At 61.5% G+C, this 24,558-nt stretch carries 17 protein-coding genes, 1 tRNA gene and 1 pseudogene; 13 read left to right on the top strand and 6 right to left on the bottom strand.

Annotated features, from left to right (window positions below; genetic code table 11):
* The first annotated feature begins 29 nt into the window (after nucleotides 1-29).
* Nucleotides 30-1,175 carry a heme A synthase gene (gene ctaA / locus D3P04_RS20905; protein WP_119751819.1) on the top strand — a complete coding sequence of 382 codons (1,146 nt, stop codon included), beginning with the start codon at nucleotides 30-32 and terminating at the stop codon, nucleotides 1,173-1,175.
* Nucleotides 1,172-2,644, top strand: coding sequence for a carboxypeptidase M32 (locus tag D3P04_RS20900; RefSeq protein ID WP_119751818.1), 1,473 nt, complete (start codon nucleotides 1,172-1,174; stop codon nucleotides 2,642-2,644). The genes ctaA and D3P04_RS20900 overlap by 4 nt, the downstream gene beginning before the upstream one ends.
* Nucleotides 2,645-3,047: 403 nt before the next feature.
* Here D3P04_RS20900 and D3P04_RS20895 read toward each other — a convergent pair whose 3' ends face one another.
* Nucleotides 3,048-3,803 (bottom strand): hydroxypyruvate isomerase family protein, encoded by a 756-nt coding sequence (locus D3P04_RS20895; protein WP_119751817.1) that lies wholly within the window; start codon nucleotides 3,801-3,803, stop codon nucleotides 3,048-3,050.
* A gap of 5 nt (nucleotides 3,804-3,808) precedes the next feature.
* Nucleotides 3,809-4,357, bottom strand: coding sequence for a DUF1285 domain-containing protein (locus D3P04_RS20890; protein WP_119751816.1), 549 nt, complete (start codon nucleotides 4,355-4,357; stop codon nucleotides 3,809-3,811).
* A 63-nt stretch (nucleotides 4,358-4,420) separates the two neighbouring features.
* On the opposite strand from D3P04_RS20890, the gene D3P04_RS20885 reads away from it, so the two are divergent.
* The 11 genes from D3P04_RS20885 (at nucleotide 4,421) to D3P04_RS20835 (ending at nucleotide 19,204) form a co-directional block, all read left to right on the top strand.
* Nucleotides 4,421-5,428 carry an AAA family ATPase gene (locus D3P04_RS20885; protein ID WP_119751815.1) on the top strand — a complete coding sequence of 336 codons (1,008 nt, stop codon included), beginning with the start codon at nucleotides 4,421-4,423 and terminating at the stop codon, nucleotides 5,426-5,428.
* Nucleotides 5,429-5,435: 7 nt separating this feature from the next.
* Nucleotides 5,436-6,305 carry a DUF58 domain-containing protein gene (locus D3P04_RS20880; protein ID WP_119751814.1) on the top strand — a complete coding sequence of 290 codons (870 nt, stop codon included), beginning with the start codon at nucleotides 5,436-5,438 and terminating at the stop codon, nucleotides 6,303-6,305.
* On the top strand, nucleotides 6,305-9,061 hold the full coding sequence (locus tag D3P04_RS20875) for a DUF4159 domain-containing protein (protein WP_119751813.1): 2,757 nt from the start codon (nucleotides 6,305-6,307) through the stop codon (nucleotides 9,059-9,061). Before D3P04_RS20880 ends, D3P04_RS20875 begins: the two co-directional genes overlap by 1 nt.
* On the top strand, nucleotides 9,058-11,190 hold the full coding sequence (locus D3P04_RS20870; protein WP_119751812.1) for a hypothetical protein: 2,133 nt from the start codon (nucleotides 9,058-9,060) through the stop codon (nucleotides 11,188-11,190). Before D3P04_RS20875 ends, D3P04_RS20870 begins: the two co-directional genes overlap by 4 nt.
* Before the next feature lie 58 nt (nucleotides 11,191-11,248).
* A complete protein-coding gene (gene fabZ, locus D3P04_RS20865) occupies nucleotides 11,249-11,728 on the top strand; it encodes a 3-hydroxyacyl-ACP dehydratase FabZ (protein WP_119751811.1) in 480 nt (159 codons plus the stop codon).
* Entirely contained in the window at nucleotides 11,721-12,506 is a 786-nt protein-coding gene (gene lpxA, locus D3P04_RS20860; RefSeq protein ID WP_119751810.1) for an acyl-ACP--UDP-N-acetylglucosamine O-acyltransferase, read from the top strand. Before fabZ ends, lpxA begins: the two co-directional genes overlap by 8 nt.
* Nucleotides 12,503-13,303, top strand: a complete 801-nt coding sequence (locus D3P04_RS20855) for an LpxI family protein (protein ID WP_119751809.1) — start codon at nucleotides 12,503-12,505, stop codon at nucleotides 13,301-13,303. Before lpxA ends, D3P04_RS20855 begins: the two co-directional genes overlap by 4 nt.
* An 81-nt stretch (nucleotides 13,304-13,384) precedes the next feature.
* Nucleotides 13,385-14,545 carry a lipid-A-disaccharide synthase gene (gene lpxB / locus D3P04_RS20850; protein ID WP_119751808.1) on the top strand — a complete coding sequence of 387 codons (1,161 nt, stop codon included), beginning with the start codon at nucleotides 13,385-13,387 and terminating at the stop codon, nucleotides 14,543-14,545.
* Between the two features lie 120 nt (nucleotides 14,546-14,665).
* On the top strand, nucleotides 14,666-16,009 hold the full coding sequence (gene aroA, locus D3P04_RS20845) for a 3-phosphoshikimate 1-carboxyvinyltransferase (protein ID WP_119751807.1): 1,344 nt from the start codon (nucleotides 14,666-14,668) through the stop codon (nucleotides 16,007-16,009).
* A gap of 142 nt (nucleotides 16,010-16,151) precedes the next feature.
* Nucleotides 16,152-19,010: an excinuclease ABC subunit UvrA gene (gene uvrA, locus D3P04_RS20840; RefSeq protein WP_119751806.1), complete on the top strand. Its 2,859-nt coding sequence runs from the start codon at nucleotides 16,152-16,154 to the stop codon at nucleotides 19,008-19,010.
* Between the two features lie 119 nt (nucleotides 19,011-19,129).
* Nucleotides 19,130-19,204, top strand: a tRNA-Gly gene (locus tag D3P04_RS20835).
* Between the two features lie 430 nt (nucleotides 19,205-19,634).
* Here the strand turns inward: D3P04_RS20835 and ispG are convergent.
* The 4 genes and pseudogenes from ispG to D3P04_RS20815 form a co-directional block, all read right to left on the bottom strand.
* Complete coding sequence (gene ispG / locus D3P04_RS20830; RefSeq protein ID WP_119751805.1) at nucleotides 19,635-20,756, bottom strand: flavodoxin-dependent (E)-4-hydroxy-3-methylbut-2-enyl-diphosphate synthase; 1,122 nt, start codon at nucleotides 20,754-20,756, stop codon at nucleotides 19,635-19,637.
* A gap of 96 nt (nucleotides 20,757-20,852) precedes the next feature.
* Nucleotides 20,853-22,031 (bottom strand): methionine adenosyltransferase, encoded by a 1,179-nt coding sequence (gene metK / locus D3P04_RS20825; protein ID WP_119751804.1) that lies wholly within the window; start codon nucleotides 22,029-22,031, stop codon nucleotides 20,853-20,855.
* A 3-nt stretch (nucleotides 22,032-22,034) separates the two neighbouring features.
* Nucleotides 22,035-23,426, bottom strand: a complete 1,392-nt coding sequence (ahcY, locus tag D3P04_RS20820) for an adenosylhomocysteinase (protein WP_119751803.1) — start codon at nucleotides 23,424-23,426, stop codon at nucleotides 22,035-22,037.
* Between the two features lie 217 nt (nucleotides 23,427-23,643).
* Nucleotides 23,644-24,558: pseudogene (locus D3P04_RS20815) on the bottom strand (translational GTPase TypA); the annotation flags it as partial.

The raw sequence follows: 24,558 nt of genomic DNA, 5'->3' as shown, positions 1-24,558 counted from the left end.
TGTCCGCCCGATCTCAAGAGGAGCAAGCGATGGCCAAGCGCCCCGTTTTCGAGGAAATCTCGGATGACAAAGCCAGCCGCCCCGCCATTCAGACCGGCATGATCGACGCTGCGCCGAAGGGCGCGCGCAAGGCTATCAGGCTGTGGATGATCGTGCTTTTCATTCTGGTGGCGGCGATGATCGCGCTTGGCGGGGCGACGCGGCTGACCGGCTCGGGCCTGTCGATCACCGAATGGGCGCCGGTAACCGGCGCATTGCCGCCCGGCTCGGACGCGGATTGGCAGGCAGAGTTCGACGCTTACAAGCAGATCCCGCAATATGCGGAGGTCAACCCGGATATGGATCTGGCCGGATTCAAGCAAATCTACTGGTGGGAGTGGTCGCACCGTCTGCTTGGCCGTGTCATCGGTCTGGTCTGGGCAGTTGGTTTCCTTGGCTTCCTGATCACCCGCCGGATTCCGGTGGGATGGACGTCCCGCATGCTGACGCTGGGCGTACTGGGCGGGATGCAGGGTGCGCTTGGCTGGTGGATGGTCAGTTCCGGGCTGGTTGCCGGGATGGTGCGCGTCGCCTCGTATCGGCTGGCGCTGCATCTGGGACTCGCCTTTCTTATTCTGGGGCTGATCGCCTGGTATGCGAATCAACTCAGCCGCAGCGAGGCGGAATTGTTGCGCGCAAGACGTGCTGGCGAACGCAAGCTGTTCGGCATGTCCACCGGTCTGATGCATCTGGCTTTCGTGCAAATCCTGCTGGGCGCGCTTGTGGCCGGGATCGATGCGGGACGGCAATATACCGGCTGGCCGACCATGGGTGGTGAATGGATCCCCGCCGCGATCTGGGACGCGGCATTGGGCTGGCGCAACTTCTTTGAAAACCCCGCTCTGGTGCAATTCATTCATCGCATGGCCGGATATCTTCTGGCGATTTTCGCCGTGGTCGTCTGGCTGCGTGCCCGCCGCTCGCCTCATCCGGTGACGCGCGGGGCGTTCACGGCGATGATCGTGATGGTCGCCGTACAGGTGGGGCTGGGGATCATGAATGTGCTGCACGCCTCGCCCCTGTCTCTTGCACTGACCCATCAGCTTGGCGCGATCGCGCTGTTTACATTGATCATTCGGGCGCGTCATCATGCCCGTTACCCGTTTGAAACCTCGGTCAGAGGAGACCGCAAATGACTGTCATGGACGATTTGCTTGCCTTTCAGCGGCGGACCGAGGCGCTGTCTTCGGTGGCCGAGCGGTTGGGATGGGATCAGGAAACGGTCATGCCGCGCGGCGCGACCGAACAGCGATCCGAGGAAATGGCCGCCATGGAGGATGTGCTGCACGAGCGCCGCACCGATCCGCGGATCGGCGAATGGCTGGCTGCCGCGCTGCCTCAGAACGAGGCCGAATCCCGGATTGTCGAGCTGATCAACCGCGATTTCACCCGCGCTTGCCGGATTCCTGCGCGTCTGGCGACAGAACTCGCCCGGACGACCTCGCTTGCCCAGGGCGTCTGGGCCGAAGCACGCGCGAATGATGCCCCGGACGATTTCCTTCCGGTGCTGGATCAGGTCCTGTCACTGAAACGCGAAGAGGCGGCGGCGCTGGCGGACGGTGGCGATCTGTACGATGCCTTGCTGGAGGATTACGAACCCGAAACCACCGGTGCCGAGATTGCCGCCTTGTTCGACGCCATGCGGCCCCGGCTTGTCGCCCTGCGCGAGGATGTGCTTGGGGCCGAGCATCAGCCCGAGGCTTTGACCGGACATTTCCCACAGGAAACGCAATTGCGGCTTGCCCGTATCTGCGCTTCGGCTTTCGGTTATGACTGGACGCGCGGGCGCATGGATCTGGCCGTGCATCCGTTCAGCAGCGGCCGCTGGCAGGATAGCCGGATCACGACCCGCGTGGTGGAAACCGATCCGTTCAATTGCCTGTATTCGACCATCCACGAGGTCGGCCATTCCAGCTATGAACTGGGAATCGATGAGGATTACGCTTTCACGCCCCTTGGCCGCGGCGTCTCGATGGGGGTCCATGAAAGCCAAAGCCGGATCTACGAAAACCAGATGGGTCGGGGCCGGGCGTTCACGGGATGGCTGTTCAGCCGCATGTCGGACGCGTTCGACGGGCTGAATATCAGCGATCCCGACAGCTTCCATGCCGCCGTGAACCGGGTGACATCCGGTTATATCCGTACCGAGGCGGATGAGATTCAATATAACCTGCATATCATGCTGCGGTTCGATCTGGAGCGAGACCTGATCGCGGGCAAGCTTGACACCGATGATCTGGTCGAGGCGTGGAACGCGCGTTTCCTGCGTGATTTCGGTGTCGCCGTGGATCGTCCGGCGAATGGCCTGTTGCAGGATGTTCACTGGTCGGTGGGTTTGTTCGGGTATTTTCCGACATATGCGCTTGGCAATGTCTATGCCGGCTGTCTGAACCGTGCCATGCGCGATGCCGTTCCCGACCTGGATCCGGGACTTGCGCGGGGAGACGCCATGCCGGGCGTCGAATGGCTGCGCGAGAATGTGCAGCGTCATGGCGGGCTCATGCCCCCACGCAGCATCATCGAAGAAGCCACGGGTGCGCCGGCGGATCCCGCGCCGCTGCTGGATTATCTTGAAGAGAAATTCACCCGGATTTACGGGCTGTAATGCTTTCCCCAAAGGCCGGTCGGGGAGCTGCCGGGCGGTCTTGGGGCGGATTTCCACGCGGGACGGGCTGGGCAGAATTGCCTTGGTGAAGACGTCTGCAGGATTTCGGTGCGGATTTACCGAAGCGCTCAGGACGCGGGTGCGGGTGGTACGGGACAGAGGAAAGATCGCCTGCCGCGACCGGCTCCGGGAATGCCGGCCCTGAACGTCTTTGTTCTTCGCTCACACGGGATTTTGCCTTAGCGCAGCCCCAGAGCCGAGAGGATGAAAAGCACCACGACGACGAGCCCTACGATATAGATGATGGAATTTATCATGCAGCCTCTCTTTTTCCGGCTGTTGGCCGTTTTCGGTTGTTCATGCAGTTTACAACAAGCATCCGGGCAAGAGCAATCGCGGCCGTTTATCCGCGCGGCAGCCAGCCAAGGCCGTTTTCGGTCAGATGCTCGGGATCGTATTCTCCGCTGACCCATCCGCGATAGCCCGACTGGTCGAGCTCGGCAAAAAACGCGGTGAAATTGAATGCTCCGTTATTGGGTTCGTGGCGCCCGGGAAAGCCCGCGATCTGGATATGGCGAATGATTCCTGCGTGTTTGCGCCACAATCCAAGCGCGTCCCCAGAGAGGACCTGCGCGTGATAGCTGTCGAATTGCAGGCCAAGATTCGGGGCCCCGATCTCTGCGATGATCTCTGCTGCAAGGTCGAAATCCGACAGGAAGTAACCGGGCATGTAATCCCGGTTGATGACCTTGATATTGAGGCTGGCATGGGGTGCGCGTTTGACCGCCCATGCCAGGTTTTCCGTGAAGGTCGCACGCGCCTCGGCGCCATCCGCGGCACCCGACATGATATGAATCTGGCGCGCGTGCAAGACCTGTGCAAAGCGAAGTGTACGGTCGAAATTGTCCCGGAAACGCTGCTCCTGCCCGGGGATGGCCGCGAAACCGCGCGGCCCGCCGGACCAGTTCGGGGGGGGCGTGTTGATCAGCACGATTTCCAGCCCGGCAGCCAGAGCAAGCCGCGACAGATGATCGGCAGGGATATCATAGGGAAACAGGATCTCGACGCCGGTGAAGCCTGCGCGGGCGGCGGCGTCGAAACGCTCGTCCATGGGCATCTCGGTGAACAGACGAGTCAGGTTGGCAGCGAAGCGGGGCATCTGGTTCAGACCTCGAGCGCGAAGTGCTGCCCGCATGAGCGTACGCCCGCACGTCCATCCGGCCCTTCTTCGGCAGCCGCCGCAAGCCGGTAGAAGGTCTTGCGATCGATCAGTGCCTCAAGTCCGGCACGAATATGGACATAGGGCCGGGGTTCGGACCGGTCGCCCCGGATGACGATCGGGTGATCGGCATCCGCGACCACCTCGTCGCCGACATTGGTGGTAAATGTGATCCGGTCTGGCGCGATTTCTGCATCGGTCGCGATGAATGGCGCGTCCTGAACGCGAATCCCCACCTTTTCGACCGGTGTGACAAGGAAATACTTATCGCCTTCGCGCTTCAGCACCGTCGAGAACAGGCGAACCATTGCCGGGCGTCCGATCGGGGTGCCTTCATAGAACCAAGTACCGTCAGCACGAATCTCCATGTCCAGATCGCCGCAGAACGGAGGGTTCCAAAGATGAACCGGCGGCAATCCGCCTTTTTTCGCGGCTTTGCTGGCCTCTGCCGCGATTCCATCGGCACTCACGTGATTGTCAGTCTTATCCGGCATTCGATATGGTCGCCCGCGTATGTCTTGCTTATGCTTCGTCTAAAGCAACAGAAGGGCATTGTCATGGCTTCGGATGAAAATCTGGTTCACGAGGTCGAGGCGCTCGGGCAGCGGCTCGACGAGGCGCGCAGCAGCATCGAGCGGCGCTTCGTCGGTCAGCATGCGGTGGTTGAACAGGTTCTGGCGGCAATTCTGTCGGGCGGGCACGCATTGCTTGTCGGGCAGCCGGGGCTGGGCAAGACGATGCTGGTCGATACGCTGGCCACGGTGCTGGGTCTGGGTAGTCAGCGGGTGCAGTTCACGCCCGATCTGATGCCTGCCGATATTCTTGGATCCGAGGTGCTGGACGTCCTGACAGATGGAAGCCGTGCCTTCCGGTTCATCGAAGGCCCGGTTTTCACACAGCTTCTGATGGCGGATGAGATCAACCGCGCCTCGCCCCGGACGCAATCCGCGCTGTTGCAGGCCATGCAGGAGCGCGAGGTGACGGTCAGCGGCCAGCACCGTCCGCTGGGCCGCCCCTTCCATGTGCTGGCGACCCAGAACCCGATCGAGCAAGAGGGTACCTATCCGCTGCCCGAAGCGCAGCTTGACCGTTTCCTGTTGCAGGTCGATGTGGGTTATCCCGACCGCGAGACCGAGCGAGACATCCTTCTGGCCACGACCGGAGTCGAAGAGGGGGCCGCGCATGAGTCTTTCGATGCCGAAGGGTTGATCGCGGCGCAGCAGCTGATCCGCCGGATGCCGGTCGGTGAAGCCGTGGTCGAGGCGATTCTCGATCTGGTCCGCGCCAGCCGTCCGGGCGATCCCGAGGCTGAGGGTTTCATTGATGATACGCTGATCTGGGGGCCGGGGCCGCGTGCTGCGCAGGCCCTGATGCTGGTTTCGCGGGCGCGGGCGGTGCTGAACGGGCGTTTTGCTCCGACGCTGGAAGATGTCGAGGCTTTGGCCGCGCCGGTCCTGCGTCATCGAATGGCGCTGTCCTTCACTGCGCGGGCACGTGGGGAAAGCGTGGATTCGGTGATCGACCGGCTGGTCGGATCGCGTCTGGGCGCACGGCAGGCGGCATGAGGCGATTTTGACACTGAGTTCCACCGAACTTCGGGCGCGCGCGCAGGCTGCCAGCGCCCATTTGCCCGGTCTGATCCTGTCGGCAGAGCGTCTGGCGGCGATGGTTGCGCCCGGCGCGCATGGATTGCGCCGCGCCGGACCGGGTGAGGATTTCTGGCAATATCGCCCCGCCACCGCGGGCGATACCGCGCGCAGTATCGACTGGCGCCGCTCGGCCCGTTCGGATTCCGAATTCGTCCGGGACCGTGAGGCGCAGACGGCACAGACGATCGCCCTTTGGGTCTCGGGCGGGAAAGGCATGGGATATGCCGGGGCGAAGGATCGCCCGAGCAAGGGCACACGGGCGCAATTGCTGGCGCTTGCACTCGGGATGGTGCTGCTGCGCGGAGGAGAGCGCGTCGCGCTACTTGGCCAGCAGGCCCGGTCGGGACGTGCGCAAATCGGGCGGCTGGCCGAGGGACTGGCTGGTCAGGCCTTGGCCGAGGGCGATGAAGATGCCCCCTCGCCAGAGGTCTTGCGCCCGAATCAGCGATTGGTGGTGCTGTCGGATTTCCTGACCGATCCGGCATGGATCGAGGCTTTGCTGGAGCGGGCGGCGGCCATGGGTGTCCATGGCGTGCTGCTGCAGGTGCTTGACCCGGACGAAGAAAATTTTCCCTGGTCCGGCGCCGTGCGTTTCCGCTCGCTTTCCGGTGCGCTTCGTCATGACAGCCGCGATGCCGCGGGATTGCGCGACGCTTATCTGGCGCGACTGGCCGACCGCCGGGACTGGCTGCGCATACGGGCCGAGGGCGCGGGCTGGCATTTCGGGCAGCACAGGACCGACCATCCGTCCGCCCACGCGCTGAACTGGCTTTTTCAGGTGCTGGAGGGCTGATGCTGATCCTTGGCCCTCTTGGGTTCATGACGCCCTGGATTTTAACGGCGCTGCTCGCGCTGCCGGTATTGTGGCTGATCCTGCGCGCAACCCCGCCCGCGCCGCGCCATGTGGCCTTTCCCGGCGTGGCGCTGCTGAAAGGGCTGCTGGACAAAAGACCGGTCGCGCGCCGCACCCCGTGGTGGTTGCTGTTGTTGCGGCTGCTGGCGGTTGCCGCGCTGATCATTGCTTTTGCGGGACCGGTCTGGAAGCCGGTTCTGCGCACGGGCACCGATGGGCCGCTGCTGGTGGTTATGGATGCAGGATGGGCTGCCGCGCCCGATTGGGCCGCCCGCCAGACACGGGCCGAGCGGGCGCTGACCGAGGCCGCTTCCGATGGCCGCGCCGCCGCGCTTTTGCTGGCCGATGGACGGGGCGAACCGGGAGCGTTGCGATTCGCGCCTGCCAATACATTGCTGGCAGGGCTGCGCGCCGCGAATCCGGTTTCCTGGGAAACGACATTGCCCCCCGATCCGGAAGCCGCATTGTCCGATCTGCCCGAGGGTGAGTTGTCGACTTTATGGCTTGCCGACGGGTTGGAGCATTCGGGGCAAGCCGAATGGCTGGCGGAACTGAACGCGCGCGGTCCCGTCACCGTTGTGCCGCCTGCGCATTCCGTCCGGGCGCTGGGCCTGGAAGGCGGTGATACACCTGCGCTGACGCTGGCATCGATGGATGATGCTGTGCCCGAGATCCTTGCAATCGGCCCCGATCCGCAAGGGATCGAACGAGAGCTGGCGCGGCTGCGTCCGGGCGATGCGACAACCGAGGCCGGGGTGGTGACCCGCCCGGTCGCCATCGACATGCCGCCCGAACTGCGCAACCGCATCACCCGTTTCCAGATCGACAAGGAAGCCCATGCGGGTGCCGTGGTGCTGGCCGATGATCGGGTCAAGCGGCGCAAGGTGGGGCTGGTCGGTGATCCGGATGCCTATGCCGAGGGGCAGCAGCTTCTGTCGCCGCTGTATTATCTGCGTCGTGCGCTTGCTCCGACAACGGATCTGGTCGAAGGCGGGCTTGGCGATGTACTTGATTCCGCGCCCGATGTCGTCGTCCTTGCCGATCAGGTGGAACTGGCCGAGATCGGAGAGCTGGCGGAATGGGTCGACAAGGGCGGCCTGCTGATCCGTTTCGCGGGGCCGCGCATGGCGGGTTATGATCGGCTGATGGACGAACCGCTGCTGCCGGTGCCGCTGAGACAGGGCGGGCGGGATATTGGCGGCGCACTGAGCTGGGGCGATCCCCGGGGGTTGCAGCCTTTCGATGCCGACGGTCCCTTTGCCGGGTTGACCCCGCCCGAAGACGCGACGGTACGGGCGCAGCTCATGGCGCAACCTTCGCCGGAACTGGCCGAGCGCACCATTGCCTCGCTGACCGACAATACGCCAGTTGTCACGCGGGACCGGCTGGGAGAGGGGCAGGTGGTGCTGTTTCACATCACTGCCAATGCCGAATGGTCGAGCCTGCCGCTGTCGGGCCTTTTCGTGCAGATGCTGGAACGACTGGTGACGACCGCGCGTGTCGGTGCGGCCGACAAACAGCCGGACGACCGCGAACATGCGTTCTGGACGCCTGAAACCGTGTTGGACGGTTATGGTCGTGCGGGACCGGCCGAGGATCTGGTTCCGGTTTCTTCCGAAGATCTGGAGAAAGGACCGGGTCCTGAACGCCCCGCAGGGATTTACGTATCCGGCGAGCGCCGCGTGGCATTGAATGCCGGCGGTGACTTTACCCTCGCGGAATGGCCCGGCGCGACAGTCGAATCCCCTTCGGCTACGGCAGAGCGTGACCTTTCCGCATGGCTGATCGCCTTTGCCGCGCTGGTTTTTGCGCTGGATGCACTGGGAACTGCGGCGCTTGCGCGCGGGGGGCGGATTGCCGCGATTCTGCTGATCGGGATTGCCGGTATTTCGGGTCAGCCCGCCAAGGCGCAGGACGCCGAGGTCGATCCCGACGTAATGCGTGCAGCGGGCGAGATGGTGCTGGCCTATGTCGAAACCGGCGATGAGGAACTGGATCAGACCTCCTATCAAGGTTTGCAAGGTCTGTCCGCCGCCCTGCGGAACCGAACCACGGTCGAACCCGGAGAACCCATCGGGATCGATCTGGACAATGATGACTTATCGGCGCTGACCTTCCTTTACTGGCCGGTGACCGAGGATCAGCCCATGCCCTCGCCGCAGGCCTATCTGCGGCTGAACGACTATCTGCGGACCGGCGGAATGATCCTTTTCGATACCCGTGACGGAGATGTTGCCGGTCTGGGCGGACCAGATGGATCTGCGGCATTGCAGACCCTGGCCGCTCCGCTGGAAATTCCGCCTCTTTCGCCGATTCCCGAAGACCATGTTCTGTCCCGGAGCTTCTATCTGCTACAGGATTTTCCGGGAAGATGGCAGGATGGCCCGGTCTGGGTCGAGGCGCCGCCGGCAGGGGTCGAGGCTGGCGCAGGACAATCGTTCCGGCATCTGAACGATGGTGTCAGCCCCGCAGTGATCGGCGGCAATAGCTGGGCCGAGGCATGGGCGGTCGACGACAATGGTTACTACAGCTTCCCCATGGGCAGCGGTTTCGAGGGCGAGCGTCAGCGCGAGATGTCGCTTCGCTTCGGGATCAACCTCATCATGTATGCGCTGACCGGGAATTACAAATCAGATCAGGTGCATGTGCCCGATCTTCTTGACCGGCTTCGCATGGAAGAGGAGCAGGCCCAATGACCGCTTTGCGCTTCGATCCTGGATTGCCATGGTGGGTCATCGCAACCCTTGCTGCGCTTGCCGCCGTGGTTGCCGGTTTCGCTTATTGGCGCGGATTGCGTGGCTGGGCATGGCGCGGCTGTGCGGGCCTGCTTGCAGCGGCGGCGCTGGCCGCGCCTGCGCTTGAGAAAGGCAACAGGACCGGCCTGTCCGACATCGTGATTCTTGCCGATGATCGCAGCGCCAGTCAAAGCCTGCCCGGCCGGGGCGAGCAGACGGATGCCGCCATCGACCGGATTGCCCGGCAGATCGAGGAGTTGCCCAATACTGAATTGCGGCGGGTGACGGTGGGCGACGATCCCGATGGTACCCTGCTGGGAGAGGCACTGGCCCATGCCGTTGCCGCTGAGCCCGAAGGACGGCTGGCCGGGGTGATTTCCGTTACCGATGGACGGTTGCACGATGCCGAAATGCTGCCCGCCGATCTTCCGGCACCTTTTCATGTGCTGCTGACCGGGCGCGAAGAGGACTGGGACCGCCGCCTTGTCATCGAGGAAAGCCCGGCATTCGGCCTGATCGATCAGGAAGTCAAGATCCGCATCCGCATCGAGGATCAGGGCGAGGTTCCCCCGGATGTGCAGACCGGTTCGGTCAATCTGCGCATCAGCATCGATGGCGAGGACGAGCAGGTCGTTTCCGTTCCCATGGATCGCTCGCTGGAACTTCCGGTCACGCTGACCCATGCGGGCCAGAATGTTGTGCAGCTGGGAATCGATTCGCCCGAAGGCGGTGAACTGACCCGGCGAAACAATATGGCCGCAGTCAGCATCAACGGCGTGCGCGACCGGCTGCGTGTCCTGCTTGTCTCGGGTGAGCCCCATCCGGGCGAGAGAACATGGCGGAACCTGTTGAAATCCGATGCATCCGTCGACCTGATTCATTTCACCATCCTGCGCCCGCCGACGAAATCCGACGGTGTGCCGGTCAATGAACTGGCACTGATCGCCTTTCCCACCCGCGAATTATTCCTTGAGCGGATCGATGATTTTGACCTGATCATTTTCGATCGCTACAGCGTCCGGGGTATTCTTCCGCCCGATTATTTCCAGAATATCGTCCGCTACGTGGAAAACGGTGGCGCGCTTCTGGTCGCCGCCGGGCCGGAAATGGCAACGGTTGAAAGTCTCAACCTGTCGCCGCTGGGGGCAATTCTGCCCGCCCGGCCGACAGGCCGGGTCATCGAACGCCCCTTTACGCCCAAACTCACCGATGCGGGCAGGCGGCATCCCGTTACCTCGGGTCTTTCGGGCGCGCCCGGTGAAGGGTCCGGAGATGAGGGTGAGACCTGGGGCCGTTGGCTGCGCATGGCCGAAGTTCAGCCCGAACCGGGCGCCGAAGTGGTCATGACCGGCGCAGACGATCTGCCGTTGCTGATCATGAACCGGGTCGGGGAAGGGCGTGTCGCGACATTGGCTTCGGATCAGGTCTGGCTCTGGGGGCGTGGCTTCGAAGGCGGCGGTCCGCAGCTTGAGATGCTGCGCCGGATCGCGCATTGGTCGATGAAAGAGCCAGAACTGGAAGAAGAGGCGCTGGCGGCGGATGTCTCGGGTCTGGAAGTCAGTTTCACCCGGCGGAGTATGCAGGATCAGGTGCCCCCGCTGGAAATCACCCATCCCGACGGCGAGACCGAAAATCTGGAGCTGTCTGAAGCTGAACCGGGCCGGTTCACCGGCGACTGGACAGCGCCCGAAGAGGGGCTTTACCGGCTACAAAACGGTGATTTGCGGCGTGTTCTGGCGCTTGGCCCTGCCGCGCCGCGGGAATTCGAACAGACGGTTGCCAGTGGTGACACTCTTGCGCCGCTGGCCGAGGCGACGCAGGGTGCGGTGCTGCGGCTGTCGGATGGCCTGCCCGATCTGCGCACCAGCAGGCAGGGCCGGCCCGCGCATGGCAGGGGTGTCAGCGGCGAGTGGATCGGGATCACGCCGCGCGACGCGGCAACCGTCAATGGTTTGGAACGAACCCCGTTGCTTCCGGGTTGGGTGTGGCTGATACTGATTGCGGGGCTGATCCTCATCGGGTGGCTGGTCGAAGGCAGGGCGGGCATCGGCGCAGGAAACGCTGCGCGAGACGGTGCCGGACCGGCCTGAAGCTTGCCAACCAACGGGCTCGTTGATACCCCAAGAATAACCGCTGCAAGGAATGTACATGGCCGACGACACCCAAAGCCCCGCCCTTTACACGGAAGCTGATCTGGCGCTTATCAAACGGATCATCCCGCACCGCTATCCTTTTCTGTTCATTGATAAAGTTCGTGATATCGTGGCGCATCAAGGCGGTGTCGGCATCAAGAACGTCACCTGTAACGAGCCGCATTTCGCGGGCCATTTCCCCGATCAGCCCGTCATGCCCGGCGTGACCATCGTCGAGGCGATGGCGCAGACATCGGCGGTCGTGGTCGGCGTCAGCAGGAATATCATCGATCAGCCGATGCTGACCTATTTCATGGGCATAGATAACTGCAAGTTCCGCCGGATGGTGGTGCCCGGCGATGTGCTTGAATTGCATGTGACCTCCAAACGCGGCGGTGGTAAGATATGGAAATTCGAAGGCAAGGCGCTGGTCGACGGCCAGCTTTGCGCACAGGCCGAATTTACCGCGATGATGGCGCCGAAGGCTGATGGCTGAAGCGAAAATTCACCCGAGCGCCGTTATCGAGGACGGCGCCGAGATCGGCGATGACGTCAAGATCGGGCCATTTTGCGTGGTCGGTCCGCAGGTTCGGCTTGCCCGGGGCGTGGTGCTGAAATCCCATGTGGTCGTGACCGGGGAAACCTCTGTCGGCGCCGAGACAGTGGTGTTTCCCTTCGCCTCGATCGGAGAGATCCCGCAGGATCTGAAATTCCGCGGAGAGCGCGCGAGACTCGAGATCGGGGCGGGTAATCGCATCCGCGAATATGTCACCATGAATCCGGGTACCGAAGGCGGCGGCGGCGTGACGGTGGTCGGCGATGAGGGCCTGTTCATGGCGGGGGCGCATGTCGCCCATGACTGCCGCATCGGCAATCGTGTGATTCTGGTCAACAATGCGTCGGTCGCGGGGCATTGCGTGCTTGAAGACGATGTGATCGTGGGTGGTCTGTCGGGCGTTCATCAATTCGTCCGCATCGGGCGGGGCGCGATGATCGGCGCGGTGACGATGGTGACGGCGGATGTCATTCCCTTTGGATTGGTCCAGGGGCCTCGCGGGCATCTGGACGGGCTGAATCTGGTCGGATTGAAACGCCGCGGGGCAAGCCGTGCGGATATCGCGGCGCTCCGTGACCTTCTGGGCGCGTTGGGGCAGGGCTCGTTCCGGGATACCGCCCGCGCGCGCTCCGGCAATGAGGTAAGTGCGATGGAGCGCGACGTGCTTGACTTTATTCTCGGTCCTTCCGACCGCTCATTTCTGACGATGAAATCATGACCCGTACCGCAGTTATCGCAGGGCAGGGAGCATTGGCTCCGGCTGTCATCGCCGCTTTGGACGATCCGCTGGTTTATGCGCTTGACGGTTTCGCGCCGCACCTTCCCGCGATACCGTTCCGGCTTGAGCGGCTGATCCCCTTTCTGGACGATCTCGTCGAAAAAGGCGTCGGGCGTGTGGTTTTCGCGGGCGCGATCCGCCGGCCCCGGCTTGATCCCGAGGCGTTCGATCCACGTACCGCGCAACTGGTGCCGCGAATCCTGACGGCGATGCAATCAGGCGACGACGCGGCGCTGCGCGAGGTTCTGAAGGTTTTCCAGGAACATGATCTGACGATTGCCAGTGTCGAAGAAATTATTCCCGACCTGATTCCCGCCGAGGGCGTTCTGACCGGACAGCCGGAGGATGCGGATCGGCGCGATGCCGCCAAAGGCGCAAGCATCCTTCAGGGACTTGGAGCATTCGATGTCGGACAGGGTGTCGTGGTGGCGCAGGGCCTGTGCCTTGCGATCGAGACATTGCCCGGAACCCGGGCCATGCTGGAATTCGCGGCGGCTCATGGCGCGTTGAAACCGAATCCGAACGGTGCGCGGGGCGTGTTCTACAAGGCTCCGAAACCGGGGCAGGACCGGCGCGTGGATCTGCCTACACTTGGTCCCGACAGCGTAACGCAGGCTGCAGAAGCGGGGCTTGCCGGGATTGCGTGGCAAGCTGGTGGCGTGATCCTGCTGGAACGCGATGAATCCATCCGGCGTGCGGAAACGGCGGGGATGTTTCTTTGGGCGCGCGGAGAATAGGTATTTATGCAAAGAAGAAAGGCTGGTTTCTTCTTCGTTGCTGACATACCCATGAAGCGATGCAGCAAGTGACGGGACGCCATGAAGTTCTTTCTGATTGCGGGCGAACCCTCGGGGGATCAACTGGGGGCGGCATTGATGGCCGGCCTGAGGCAGCTTGTGCCGGACAGTGTCTTTGTCGGCATCGGCGGCCCGCTCATGGCGGAGCAGGGGCTATCCAGCATGTTCCCGATGGATGAGCTGAGCTTGATGGGTATCTGGGAGGTGCTGCCGAAATACCGTCATCTCAAGCGCCGGATTGCCGAGACCGCGGCAGCGATCGCCGAGCAGGTCCCCGACGCGTTGATCACCATCGACAGCCCGGATTTCTGCCTGCGCGTGGCGGGCGCGGCCCGGAAACTGAATCCCGGGCTGCGGACGATTCACTATGTGGCGCCCTCGGTCTGGGCATGGCGACCAGGCAGGGCAAAGGGAATGGCGCCGGTGATCGACCATGTGCTTGCGCTGCTGCCATTCGAACCGCCCTATATGCGCGCGGCAGGGATGACGTGCGATTTCGTGGGGCATCCGGTGGTGGATATGGAGATCGGCGGGCCTGAAGATGCCTTGCGGTTCCGCGAAAGCCACGACATTAAGCCGGATGCGCCGGTTGTTCTGTGCCTGCCCGGATCGCGCAGATCGGAGGTCGGGCGGCTGGCGTCACGATTCGACGAGGCATTGATGCGGTTTCGGGATCGGGTTCCGGAAATTCGTGTGGTGCTGCCGACGGTTCCGGGCGTTTCGCAGATGATTCACGAGATGACCCGGAGATGGCCAAGCGAGCCGATCGTGGTCGAGAATAGCCAGGACAAGCGTGCTGCCTTTGCTGCGGCAGATCTGGCATTGGCTGCATCGGGGACGGTCAGTCTGGAACTGGCGGCGAATCGTATTCCGATGGTGATTGGATATGACATGGCGCCGGTCAGCCGGTTGCTGATCGGGCTGCTGCTGCGGACCGATACGGTGACGTTGGTCAATCTGGTCAGCGAAACCCGAAGCATTCCCGAATTTCTGGGCCGCGACTGTCAGCCGGGACCGATGGCACTGGCGCTGCAGACTGCTTTGGAGGACATGACCTCACGCAAGGCGCAACTGGACGCCATGGACCTGACGATGGAGCGTCTTGGCAAAGGCGGCGAAGCGCCCGGGCTGCGTGCGGCGCGCTCGGTGTTGCGGGCAATCGCCGATAAGCAGCGAGACTGAATCCGGCGAGAGCGGATGCTTTGCCGCGATCTTGGGATCTGAAACGGAACGGACCGCAAGAAGGAGGTGGCAGCCGTGACCCGGTGGCGCTAAAAGACCAGCGAAACAGCGAGGTCCACGATGTCACATGCTGCCGATCCCCAACCGATGATTTCCCGTAGTGGAGGGCCTCTTTCCGGTGTGGCTCAGGTGCCCGGAGACAAGTCGATCAGCCATCGCGCATTGATCCTTGGCGCCCTGTCGGTCGGAGAAACCCGCATCACGGGGCTGCTTGAAGGGCAGGATGTGCTGGACACCGCCAGAGCGATGGCGGCCTTCGGTGCCCAGGTCGAACGGGTTGGGCCGGGAGAGTGGTCGGTTCATGGCGTCGGCGTCGGCGGGTTTTCCGAGCCTGCGGCGATTCTGGATTGCGGCAATTCCGGCACGGGGGTGCGCCTGATCATGGGGGCAATGGCGACCACGCCGATTACCGCGACCTTTACCGGCGACGCCAGCCTGTCGCGTCGCCCGATGGCACGTGTCACCGATCCGCTGTCAGAGTTCGGGGCGCAGATCACCGCCCGGGAAGGTGGGTGTTTGCCGATCACGATACAGGGCGCGGCAGATCCGCTTCCCCTGCGCTACCGGACCCCGGTTGCAAGCGCGCAGATCAAATCAGCGATCCTGCTTGCCGGGCTGAACGCACCGGGCGAAACGGTGGTGATCGAATCCGAGCCGACCCGCGATCATTCCGAGCGGATGCTGGCCGGTTTCGGGGCCGAGATTCGCAGCGAATCCACCGAAGAGGGCCATGTGATCACATTGAAGGGGCGGCCGGAGTTGCGTGCCCAGCCGGTTGCCGTGCCGCGTGATCCTTCCAGCGCGGCTTTCCCCGTGGCCGCCGCCCTGATCGTTCCCGGCTCCGAGATCCGGGTTCCGGGTGTTTCCCGGAATCCGACGCGTGACGGGCTTTATATCACCTTGCTTGAAATGGGCGCGGATATTCGCTTTGAAAATGAGCGTGAAGAAGGCGGTGAGCCGGTCGCGGATATGCATGTGAAACACGGGCCGCTGACAGGGGTCAGCGTTCCGGCCGAACGCGCGGCCAGCATGATCGATGAATTTCCGATCCTTTCTGTGATTGCCGCTTTTGCCGCGGGAAAGACGGTGATGAACGGTGTCGCCGAATTGCGGGTGAAGGAAAGCGACCGCATCGACGCCATGGCGCTGGGGCTAAGGGCGAATGGTGTTCGCGTCGAAGAGACCCGGGACAGCATGACGGTTCACGGCATGGCCGCGGTGCCGGGCGGTGGCCTGGCGGTGACGCATCTGGATCACCGGATCGCGATGTCGTTCCTTGTGCTTGGATTGGGAACCGGCTCGCCCGTTGCGATTGATGACGGCAGCCCGATCATGACCTCTTTCCCCGATTTCATTCCCCTCATGCAGGGATTGGGGGCCGATATCGCCGAGACATCGGCTTGACCGGATACCGGGTGGGTCCCGGTCCGGGGTTTATGGCGTATATATGACGGCTTGCGGTTCCGTTCACTTTATGTTCACATATCCCGGTTGCTTTTTCAGCCGCTGATATTATGTCTGGCGTCGGATCGTTCGAGGCACGCCTATGGAACAGAAGTTCATCGAGGTTCGCGGCGCGCGCGAACATAATCTGAAGAACGTGGATATGGATATTCCGCGCGACAAGCTGGTGGTGATCACCGGGCTGTCGGGCAGTGGAAAATCCAGCCTTGCCTTCGACACGATCTATGCCGAGGGGCAGCGGCGCTATGTCGAAAGCCTGTCGGCCTATGCGCGGCAGTTCCTTGATATGATGGGCAAGCCGGATATGGATCATATCAGCGGTCTGTCCCCGGCGATTTCGATCGAGCAAAAAACCACCTCGAAAAACCCCCGCTCGACCGTCGGCACGGTGACCGAGATTTACGACTATCTGCGCTTGCTGTTCGCCCGCGCCGGGACGCCCTATAGCCCCGCCACCGGCCTGCCCATCGAGGCGCAGCAGGTGCAGGACATGGTCGACCGGATCATGGCTATGGAAGAGGGCATGCGCGCTTATCTTCTGGCCCCGATCGTGCGCGACCGGAAGGGCGAGTACAAGAAAGAGTTCATTGAACTGCGCAAACAGGGCTTTCAGCGGGTCAAGGTGAACGGAGAGTTTTATGAACTGGATGAGCCTCCGGTTCTCGATAAGAAATTCCGCCACGATATAGACGTGGTTGTCGACCGGCTGGTCGTGCGCGAGGGGCTTGAGACCCGGCTGGCCGATAGTCTGCGGACCGCGCTTGATCTGGCGGATGGGATTGCCGTCCTGGAAACCGCCCCGGCTGACGGTGAGCCGGAGCGCATCACCTTCAGCGAAAATTTCGCCTGCCCGGTCAGCGGTTTCACCATCCCCGAGATCGAGCCGCGCCTGTTCAGCTTCAACGCGCCTTTCGGCGCCTGTCCGGTCTGCGACGGGCTGGGGGTCGAACTGTTTTTTGACGAAAGGCTGGTGATTCCCGATACTGCGCTGTCGATAGGCAAGGGGGCGATTGCGCCGTGGTCGAAGTCGAAATCCGCATATCTGACCCAGACGATCAACGCGCTCGCCAAGCATTACGGTTTCGACAAGAAAACCGCGTGGAAGGATCTGCCTGAAAACGTTCAGAACCTGTTCCTTTACGGTTCGGGCGAAGAGCAGATCAAGTTCCGCTTCGATGATGCGGGCCGGGTATATGAGGTCACGCGGGCCTTTGAAGGCGTCATTCCGAATATGCAGCGGCGCTTGCGCGAATCGGATTCGCAATGGGTCCGCGACGAGTTCGAGCGTTATCAGAACAACCGTCCCTGCGGCGCCTGCAGCGGCTATCGCCTGAGGCCCGAGGCGCTGGCGGTGAAGATTGCCGGCAACCATGTCGGTCAGGTGGTCGAGCTTTCGATCAAGGATGCGCTTGCCTGGGTCGAGGATGCGCCGAAACATCTTGGCAAGCAAAAGAACGAAATCGCTGCGGCGATTCTTAAGGAAATCCGCGAACGGCTTGGATTCCTTGTGAATGTCGGGCTGGATTATCTGACGCTTTCCCGCGCTGCGGGAACGCTTTCGGGCGGTGAAAGCCAGCGGATCAGGCTGGCCAGCCAGATCGGCAGCGGGCTGACCGGGGTTCTCTATGTGCTGGACGAGCCTTCTATCGGGCTGCATCAACGCGATAACGACCGGTTGTTGCAAACGCTGATGAACCTGCGTGATCAGGGCAATTCGGTGCTGGTCGTCGAGCATGACGAGGATGCGATTCGCCATGCCGATTATGTCTTTGACATGGGGCCGGGCGCGGGGGTTCATGGCGGCACAGTGGTCAGCCACGGCACACCCGATCAGATTGCTGCCGACTCGAAAAGCCTGACCGGTCAGTATTTGTCGGGCGAACGCGAAATCGCCGTGCCCGCCGAACGGCGGCAGGGAAACGGGAAATCCGTGACGGTCGTGGGGGCCACCGGCAATAATCTGAAACATGTCGATGCCGGGTTTCCGCTTGCCAGGTTCATTTGCGTCACCGGTGTATCGGGCGGCGGTAAATCGACCCTGACCATCGAGACATTGTTCAAGACCGCATCGTTGCGGCTGAATGGCGCGCGTCAGACTCCGGCGCCATGCGAGACCATCAAGGGGCTGGAGCATCTGGACAAGGTCATCGATATCGACCAACGCCCCATCGGACGCACGCCGCGCTCGAACCCGGCGACTTATACCGGCGCATTCACCCCCATTCGTGACTGGTTCGCGGGGCTGCCCGAATCGAAGGCGCGTGGCTACAAGCCGGGGCGGTTCAGCTTCAACGTCAAGGGCGGACGCTGCGAGGCCTGTCAGGGCGACGGAGTGATCAAGATCGAGATGCATTTCCTGCCCGATGTCTATGTCGAATGCGAGACCTGCAAGGGTGCGCGCTATAATCGCGAGACCTTGGAAATAAAGTTCAAGGGCAAGAGTATAGCCGATGTTCTTGACATGACGGTCGAGGATGCGCAGCAGTTCTTTGCAGCCGTTCCCTCGATCCGTGAAAAGATGGATGCGTTGATGCAGGTCGGGCTTGGCTACATCAAGGTCGGGCAACAGGCGACCACGCTTTCAGGTGGCGAGGCGCAGCGGGTGAAACTGTCCAAGGAACTGTCTCGCCGGTCGACCGGGCGTACCTTGTATATCCTTGATGAGCCGACGACGGGGCTGCATTTCGAAGATGTCCGCAAGCTGCTGGAAGTGCTGCATTCGCTTGTCGATCAGGGCAATACGGTGGTGGTGATCGAGCATAATCTCGACGTCATCAAGACCGCTGACTGGATCATCGATATCGGTCCAGAAGGTGGCGATGGCGGCGGCAGGATTGTCGCAACCGGCACGCCAGAGGAGATCGCGACGGTGGATGCAAGCCATACCGGGCATTATCTGGCGCCCATGTTGAAACCGGCGCGGATCCGGGCGGCCGAATGAGCCCGGTTGCCTGTGGCAGAAGAAAAAATCTGCTGAATTCGCGCATTTCCCCCTTGCACCCTTCGGCGCAGTCCAATAAATCACCCCTCACCGAAGGTGATATGGCCTCGGGACAGGATGCGGGCGTAGCTCAGGGGTAGAGCGCAACCTTGCCAAGGTTGATGTCGTGAGTTCGAATCTCATCGCCCGCTCCAAATTTTTCTATGGAAAGCAAGTCGTTAAATTTATCGTTTGCGATAATTCCCTGCTGATGCGGTTTTTCCGATGGGTAAGCAGCGAAACCCACTGGCGGTGGAAACATGGAACCCAAATACAACTTTCCATGTTGAGATAGGGAGGCAGCATCTGACGCCGTCGTCAGTTCCGGTAACCGCCTCTACGTCGCTTTAGGAGGGGCGGATTATGAATAACATCATTTATCTTGTCGGCCTTGTGGTCGTCGTTCTGTTCATCCTCTCGTTTCTTGGTCTGAGATGAGGAAGACAGGCCACGAGCCGAATTTGACCATCTCAAAGTGAGTGCAGAATTATGCTGCTTCCCGCGCTCGTCACGGGATGCGGGATTTAGCCTCGGGGCAGTTTCGTCTGTCGCGGTGATAGTGGCAGGAATCCGCAGTTTCCCTGTTCACGCGGTTTCTTTCGCCACTTCCTCGATCTTCGCAGCGCGTTCCTCGACCAGTTGAACGATATGGTCGATCATCTGGTCATTGGTCATCTTGTGACTTTGTTTGCCGGCCATATAGACCATGCCGCTGCCTGCGCCGCCACCGGTGAAGCCGATATCGGTCATCAGGGCCTCGCCCGGGCCGTTCACCACGCAGCCGATGATCGAAAGGCTCATCGGCGTCTTGATATGCTCAAGCCGCTTTTCCAGCTTCTCGACAGTCTTGATCACGTCGAAACCCTGTCGCGCGCAGGACGGGCAGGAGATGATCTGAACGCCCCGTGTCCGCAGACCCAGAGATTTGAGGATTTCATAGCCGACCTTGACCTCTTCCACAGGATCGGCGGACAGGCTGACGCGGATCGTATCGCCGATGCCCATCCAAAGCAGATTGCCCAGCCCGACGGCCGATTTCACCGTGCCGCCGACAAAGCCGCCCGCTTCGGTGATGCCCAGATGGATTGGCGCGTCCGTTGCTTCGGATAGTTGCTGATAGGCTGCGGCGGCAAGGAAGACATCGCTTGCCTTCACGCTGATTTTGAACTCGTGAAAATCATTGTCCTGAAGGAGCTTGATGTGATCCAGCCCTGATTCCACCATCGCGTCGGGGCAGGGTTCTCCGTATTTCTCAAGCAGATGCCGTTCAAGCGAGCCGGCATTCACCCCGATCCGCATCGAGCAGCCATGATCACGGGCCGCCTGAATGACTTCGCGCACACGTTCGGCGCTGCCGATATTGCCGGGGTTGATGCGCAGGCAGGCAACGCCGGCTTCTGCGGCTTCGATGGCGCGTTTGTAGTGAAAATGGATATCCGCGACGATCGGCACGGGGCTTTCGCGGCAGATTTCCTTCAATGCGCGGGTCGTTTCCTGATCGGGGGCGGAAATGCGTACGATATCCGCGCCGGCATCGGCGGCGCGGATGACCTGCTCCAGCGTCGCCTTGACGTCGTGGCCATCGGTATTGGTCATGGTCTGAACGCTGATCGGCGCATCGCCGCCGACCGGTACATTGCCCACCATGATCTGACGGGATTTCCGCCGTTCGATATTTCGCCATGGACGAATCGGGTTCAGCGACATGAATGCCTCCGGGCAGCTTGGAACAGCAGATAAGACATCGCGAGGGCCGCGACAACCGCTGCACGGGTCTGTGATCGACCGATCGTCTGAACCCTATCAGGTCAGCGCGGCCTTCAATGCCTCCGCCCGGTCGGTCTGTTCCCAACTGAAAGCCGTCGCGCCGTTCAGCGAATAGGCATCGCGTCCGAAATGACCATAACTTGCCGTCGGGCGGTAGATCGGATGCAGAAGATCAAGGTCGCGGATGATGGCGAATGGGCGCAGGTCGAAGACCTCACGCACCGCGGCGACGATCTTGTCATGCGCGACGGTTTCCGTTCCGAAGGTGTTCAGCGAAATCGAGGTCGGTTGCGCTTCGCCGATCGCATAGGAAACCTGAAGCTCGCAGCGGCTGGCCAATCCGGCGGCCACGATGTTCTTGGCGACCCAGCGGCCCGCATATGCCGCCGAGCGGTCCACCTTGGATGGATCCTTGCCCGAGAACGCGCCGCCGCCATGTCTTGCCATGCCGCCATAGCTGTCCACGATGATCTTGCGCCCGGTCAGGCCGCAATCACCCACCGGCCCGCCGATCACGAACTTGCCGGTCGGATTGATGAAATATTTCGTCTGATCCGACAGCCAGTCTGCGGGCAGAACGGGCTTGATAATCTCTTCGATCACGGCTTCGCGCAGATCCGCCAGCGCGATATCGGGATTGTGCTGGGTCGACAACACAACCGCGTCGATCGCTTCGGGACGGCCATCCGCGCTGTAGCGCAGGGTCAGTTGCGATTTTGCGTCGGGCCGCAGCCAGGACAGGGTGCCGTCGCGCCGGACCTTTGACTGACGCTCGACCAGACGGTGTGCGTAGGTGATCGGTGCCGGCATGAGCACATCAGTCTCGTCCGAGGCATAGCCGAACATCAGCCCTTGATCGCCGGCCCCTTGCTGTTCAAGGCTTTCACGGTCCACGCCCTGATTGATTTCGGGTGATTGCTTGCCGATGATATTGATGACCGAGCAGGTTGCGCCGTCAAAGCCGACTTCCGATGATGTATAGCCGATATCACAAATCACATCGCGCACGATGGATTCAAGATCGACCCAGGCATTGGTCGAGATTTCGCCGGAAATGATGGCGACGCCGGTTTTGACCATCGTCTCGCATGCGACGCGGGCGCGCGGGTCTTCCGCCATGATCGCGTCAAGGATGGCGTCGCTGATCTGATCTGCGATCTTGTCGGGATGCCCCTCGGAGACGGATTCCGAGGTAAACAGGGAATATTCGCTCATATCTCAATACCGGTAATGATCTGATTTGAAGGGACCTTCGGGAGTGACGCCGATATAGGCGGCCTGTTCAGGAGAAAGCTGTGTCAGCTTTACCCCGATCTTGTCCAGATGCAGCCGGGCGACTTTTTCGTCCAGATGCTTGGGCAGGATATAGACGCCGGGCTGATATTCATCGCCCTTGGTCCAAAGTTCGATCTGCGCCAGCACCTGATTGGTAAAGCTGGCGGACATCACGAAAGAGGGATGCCCGGTTGCATTGCCGAGGTTCAGAAGGCGGCCTTGCGACAACAGGATGATCCGGTTGCCCGAAGGCATCTGAATCATGTCCACCTGATCCTTGATATTGGTCCATTTGTGGTTTTTCAGCGCCGCAACCTGAATTTCGTTGTCGAAATGACCGATATTGCCGACGATGGCCATATCCTTCATCTCGCGCATATGCGCCAGCTGGATCACATCGCGGTTGCCGGTAGTGGTGATGAAGATATCGGCCGAAGCGACGACATCTTCCAGCGTCACCACCTCGAACCCGTCCATGGCGGCCTGTAGTGCACAGATCGGATCGACCTCTGTCACCTTCACCCGCGCACCGGCGCCTGCCAGCGAGGCGGCCGAGCCTTTGCCCACATCGCCATAGCCGCAGACCACGGCGACCTTGCCGGCCATCATCACATCGGTGGCGCGGCGAATGCCGTCGACCAGCGATTCCTTGCAGCCATATTTATTGTCGAATTTCGACTTGGTGACGCTGTCATTCACATTGATTGCCGGGAAGGGCAGGAGGCCCTTCTTGTGCAGGTCGTAAAGGCGATGCACACCGGTCGTGGTTTCCTCGGAAACGCCGCGAAGCGCCTCGCGCTGGGCGGTGAACCAGCCGGGGCTCTCCGCCAGTCGCTTGCGGATCTGGGCAAAAAGCGCCTCTTCTTCTTCGCTGGTCGGCGTGGCGATCAGATCGGTTTCACCGGCCTCCACCCGTGCGCCCAGAAGAACGTAAAGGGTCGCGTCGCCGCCATCGTCAAGGATCATATTCGCCGTACCTTCGCCGAACTGGAAGATCCGGTCGGTATAGGACCAGTATTCTTCTAGGGTTTCGCCCTTGATGGCGAAGACCGGCACGCCCGATGCCGCGATTGCGGCGGCGGCATGGTCCTGCGTCGAATAGATATTGCAAGACGCCCAGCGAACCTCGGCGCCAAGAGCCGTCAGCGTTTCGATCAGCACGGCGGTTTGCACCGTCATATGCAGGCTGCCCGCGATTCGGGCACCCTTCAGCGGTTTCGCATCGCCATATTCCGCGCGCAGAGCCATGAGGCCCGGCATCTCGGTTTCGGCGATATCCAGTTCTTTCCGGCCGAAATCAGCCAGAGCGATATCCTTGATAATATGATCGGTCACGGAAATCCTGCCTTGTCGTTCACGTGCAAGCTACTGCTGCAATAATGGAAGAAGAGTTAAAACAAAAGAGTCGGTTAATGCCAATCATCCCTGTAGGGCGGCAACATGGTGGAATCCGGGGGAATAAATCGGAATTGGCCGCCGCCGGGAGGCCATACAAATGGTCTGCCACAGGAAAAAACCTGTGACAGAGCAAAGTTAAGATGCCGGGACGTGTTCAGCCTTCGCTGCGAGCCTGTCGCTTGCGTTCATGCGGATCAAGATAGCGTTTGCGCAGCCGAATGCTTTTGGGCGTAACCTCGACCAACTCATCGTTGTTGATATAAGCGATCGCCTCTTCCAGCGACAGGCGGACCGGCGGAGTCAAGCGCACGGCCTCGTCGGTGCCGGAAGCACGGACATTGGTCAGCTTCTTGCCCTTGAGCGGGTTCACTTCCAGATCATTGTCGCGCGAATGCTCGCCGATGATCATGCCCTGATAAACCTGTTCCTGAGCGCCGATGAACAGCTTGCCGCGCTCTTCCAGATTCCACAGCGCATAGGCGACGGACACACCGTCTTCCATCGAGATCAGGACGCCTTGCCGCCGTCCCTGGATCGTTCCCTTATAGGGAGCCCAGCCGTGGAAAATCCGGTTCAGGACACCATTGCCGCGCGTATCGGTCATGAATTCACCATGATAGCCGATCAGCCCGCGCGACGGGACATGGGCGACGATCCGGGTCTTGCCGTGACCCGCCGGATGCATGTCGACCATATCGCCCTTGCGATCACCAGTCAGCTTTTCGATCACCGCTCCGGTATAGTCGTCATCCACATCGATGATGACCTCTTCTATGGGTTCCAGTCTTGCGCCGTCCTCTTCGCGAAAGATGACGCGCGGACGGCTGATCGAGAGTTCATAGCCTTCGCGGCGCATGTTCTCGATCAGAACGCCCATCTGCAATTCGCCCCGGCCGGACACGACGAAAGCCTCGCCGCCCGGAGTATCCTCAACCTTGATGGCGACGTTGGACTCGGCTTCTTTCATCAGCCGTTCACGGATCACGCGCGACTGTACCTTCTTGCCGTCACGACCGGCCAAGGGACTGTCATTGATGCCGAAAGTCACGCTGATTGTAGGCGGGTCGAT

The sequence above is a fragment of the Paracoccus onubensis genome (assembly GCF_003591515.1).
Taxonomy (GTDB): Bacteria; Pseudomonadota; Alphaproteobacteria; order Rhodobacterales; family Rhodobacteraceae; genus Paracoccus; species Paracoccus onubensis.
Note: the sequence above shows the minus strand (reverse complement) of the source record. Positions and strands in the feature narration are given on the sequence as shown.

What these genes read in the sequence shown, in the direction of transcription:
- D3P04_RS20855 (WP_119751809.1), top strand. Translation starts at nt 12,503, where the DNA reads ATGACCCGTACCGCAGTTATCGCAGGGCAGGGAGCATTGGCTCCGGCT.
- lpxB (WP_119751808.1), top strand. Translation starts at nt 13,385, where the DNA reads ATGAAGTTCTTTCTGATTGCGGGCGAACCCTCGGGGGATCAACTGGGG.
- D3P04_RS20895 (WP_119751817.1), bottom strand. Translation starts at nt 3,803, where the DNA reads ATGCCCCGCTTCGCTGCCAACCTGACTCGTCTGTTCACCGAGATGCCC.
- aroA (WP_119751807.1), top strand. Translation starts at nt 14,666, where the DNA reads ATGTCACATGCTGCCGATCCCCAACCGATGATTTCCCGTAGTGGAGGG.
- D3P04_RS20900 (WP_119751818.1), top strand. Translation starts at nt 1,172, where the DNA reads ATGACTGTCATGGACGATTTGCTTGCCTTTCAGCGGCGGACCGAGGCG.
- lpxA (WP_119751810.1), top strand. Translation starts at nt 11,721, where the DNA reads ATGGCTGAAGCGAAAATTCACCCGAGCGCCGTTATCGAGGACGGCGCC.
- D3P04_RS20870 (WP_119751812.1), top strand. Translation starts at nt 9,058, where the DNA reads ATGACCGCTTTGCGCTTCGATCCTGGATTGCCATGGTGGGTCATCGCA.
- metK (WP_119751804.1), bottom strand. Translation starts at nt 22,031, where the DNA reads ATGAGCGAATATTCCCTGTTTACCTCGGAATCCGTCTCCGAGGGGCAT.
- D3P04_RS20885 (WP_119751815.1), top strand. Translation starts at nt 4,421, where the DNA reads ATGGCTTCGGATGAAAATCTGGTTCACGAGGTCGAGGCGCTCGGGCAG.
- D3P04_RS20890 (WP_119751816.1), bottom strand. Translation starts at nt 4,357, where the DNA reads ATGCCGGATAAGACTGACAATCACGTGAGTGCCGATGGAATCGCGGCA.
- uvrA (WP_119751806.1), top strand. Translation starts at nt 16,152, where the DNA reads ATGGAACAGAAGTTCATCGAGGTTCGCGGCGCGCGCGAACATAATCTG.
- ctaA (WP_119751819.1), top strand. Translation starts at nt 30, where the DNA reads ATGGCCAAGCGCCCCGTTTTCGAGGAAATCTCGGATGACAAAGCCAGC.
- D3P04_RS20875 (WP_119751813.1), top strand. Translation starts at nt 6,305, where the DNA reads ATGCTGATCCTTGGCCCTCTTGGGTTCATGACGCCCTGGATTTTAACG.
- fabZ (WP_119751811.1), top strand. Translation starts at nt 11,249, where the DNA reads ATGGCCGACGACACCCAAAGCCCCGCCCTTTACACGGAAGCTGATCTG.
- ispG (WP_119751805.1), bottom strand. Translation starts at nt 20,756, where the DNA reads ATGTCGCTGAACCCGATTCGTCCATGGCGAAATATCGAACGGCGGAAA.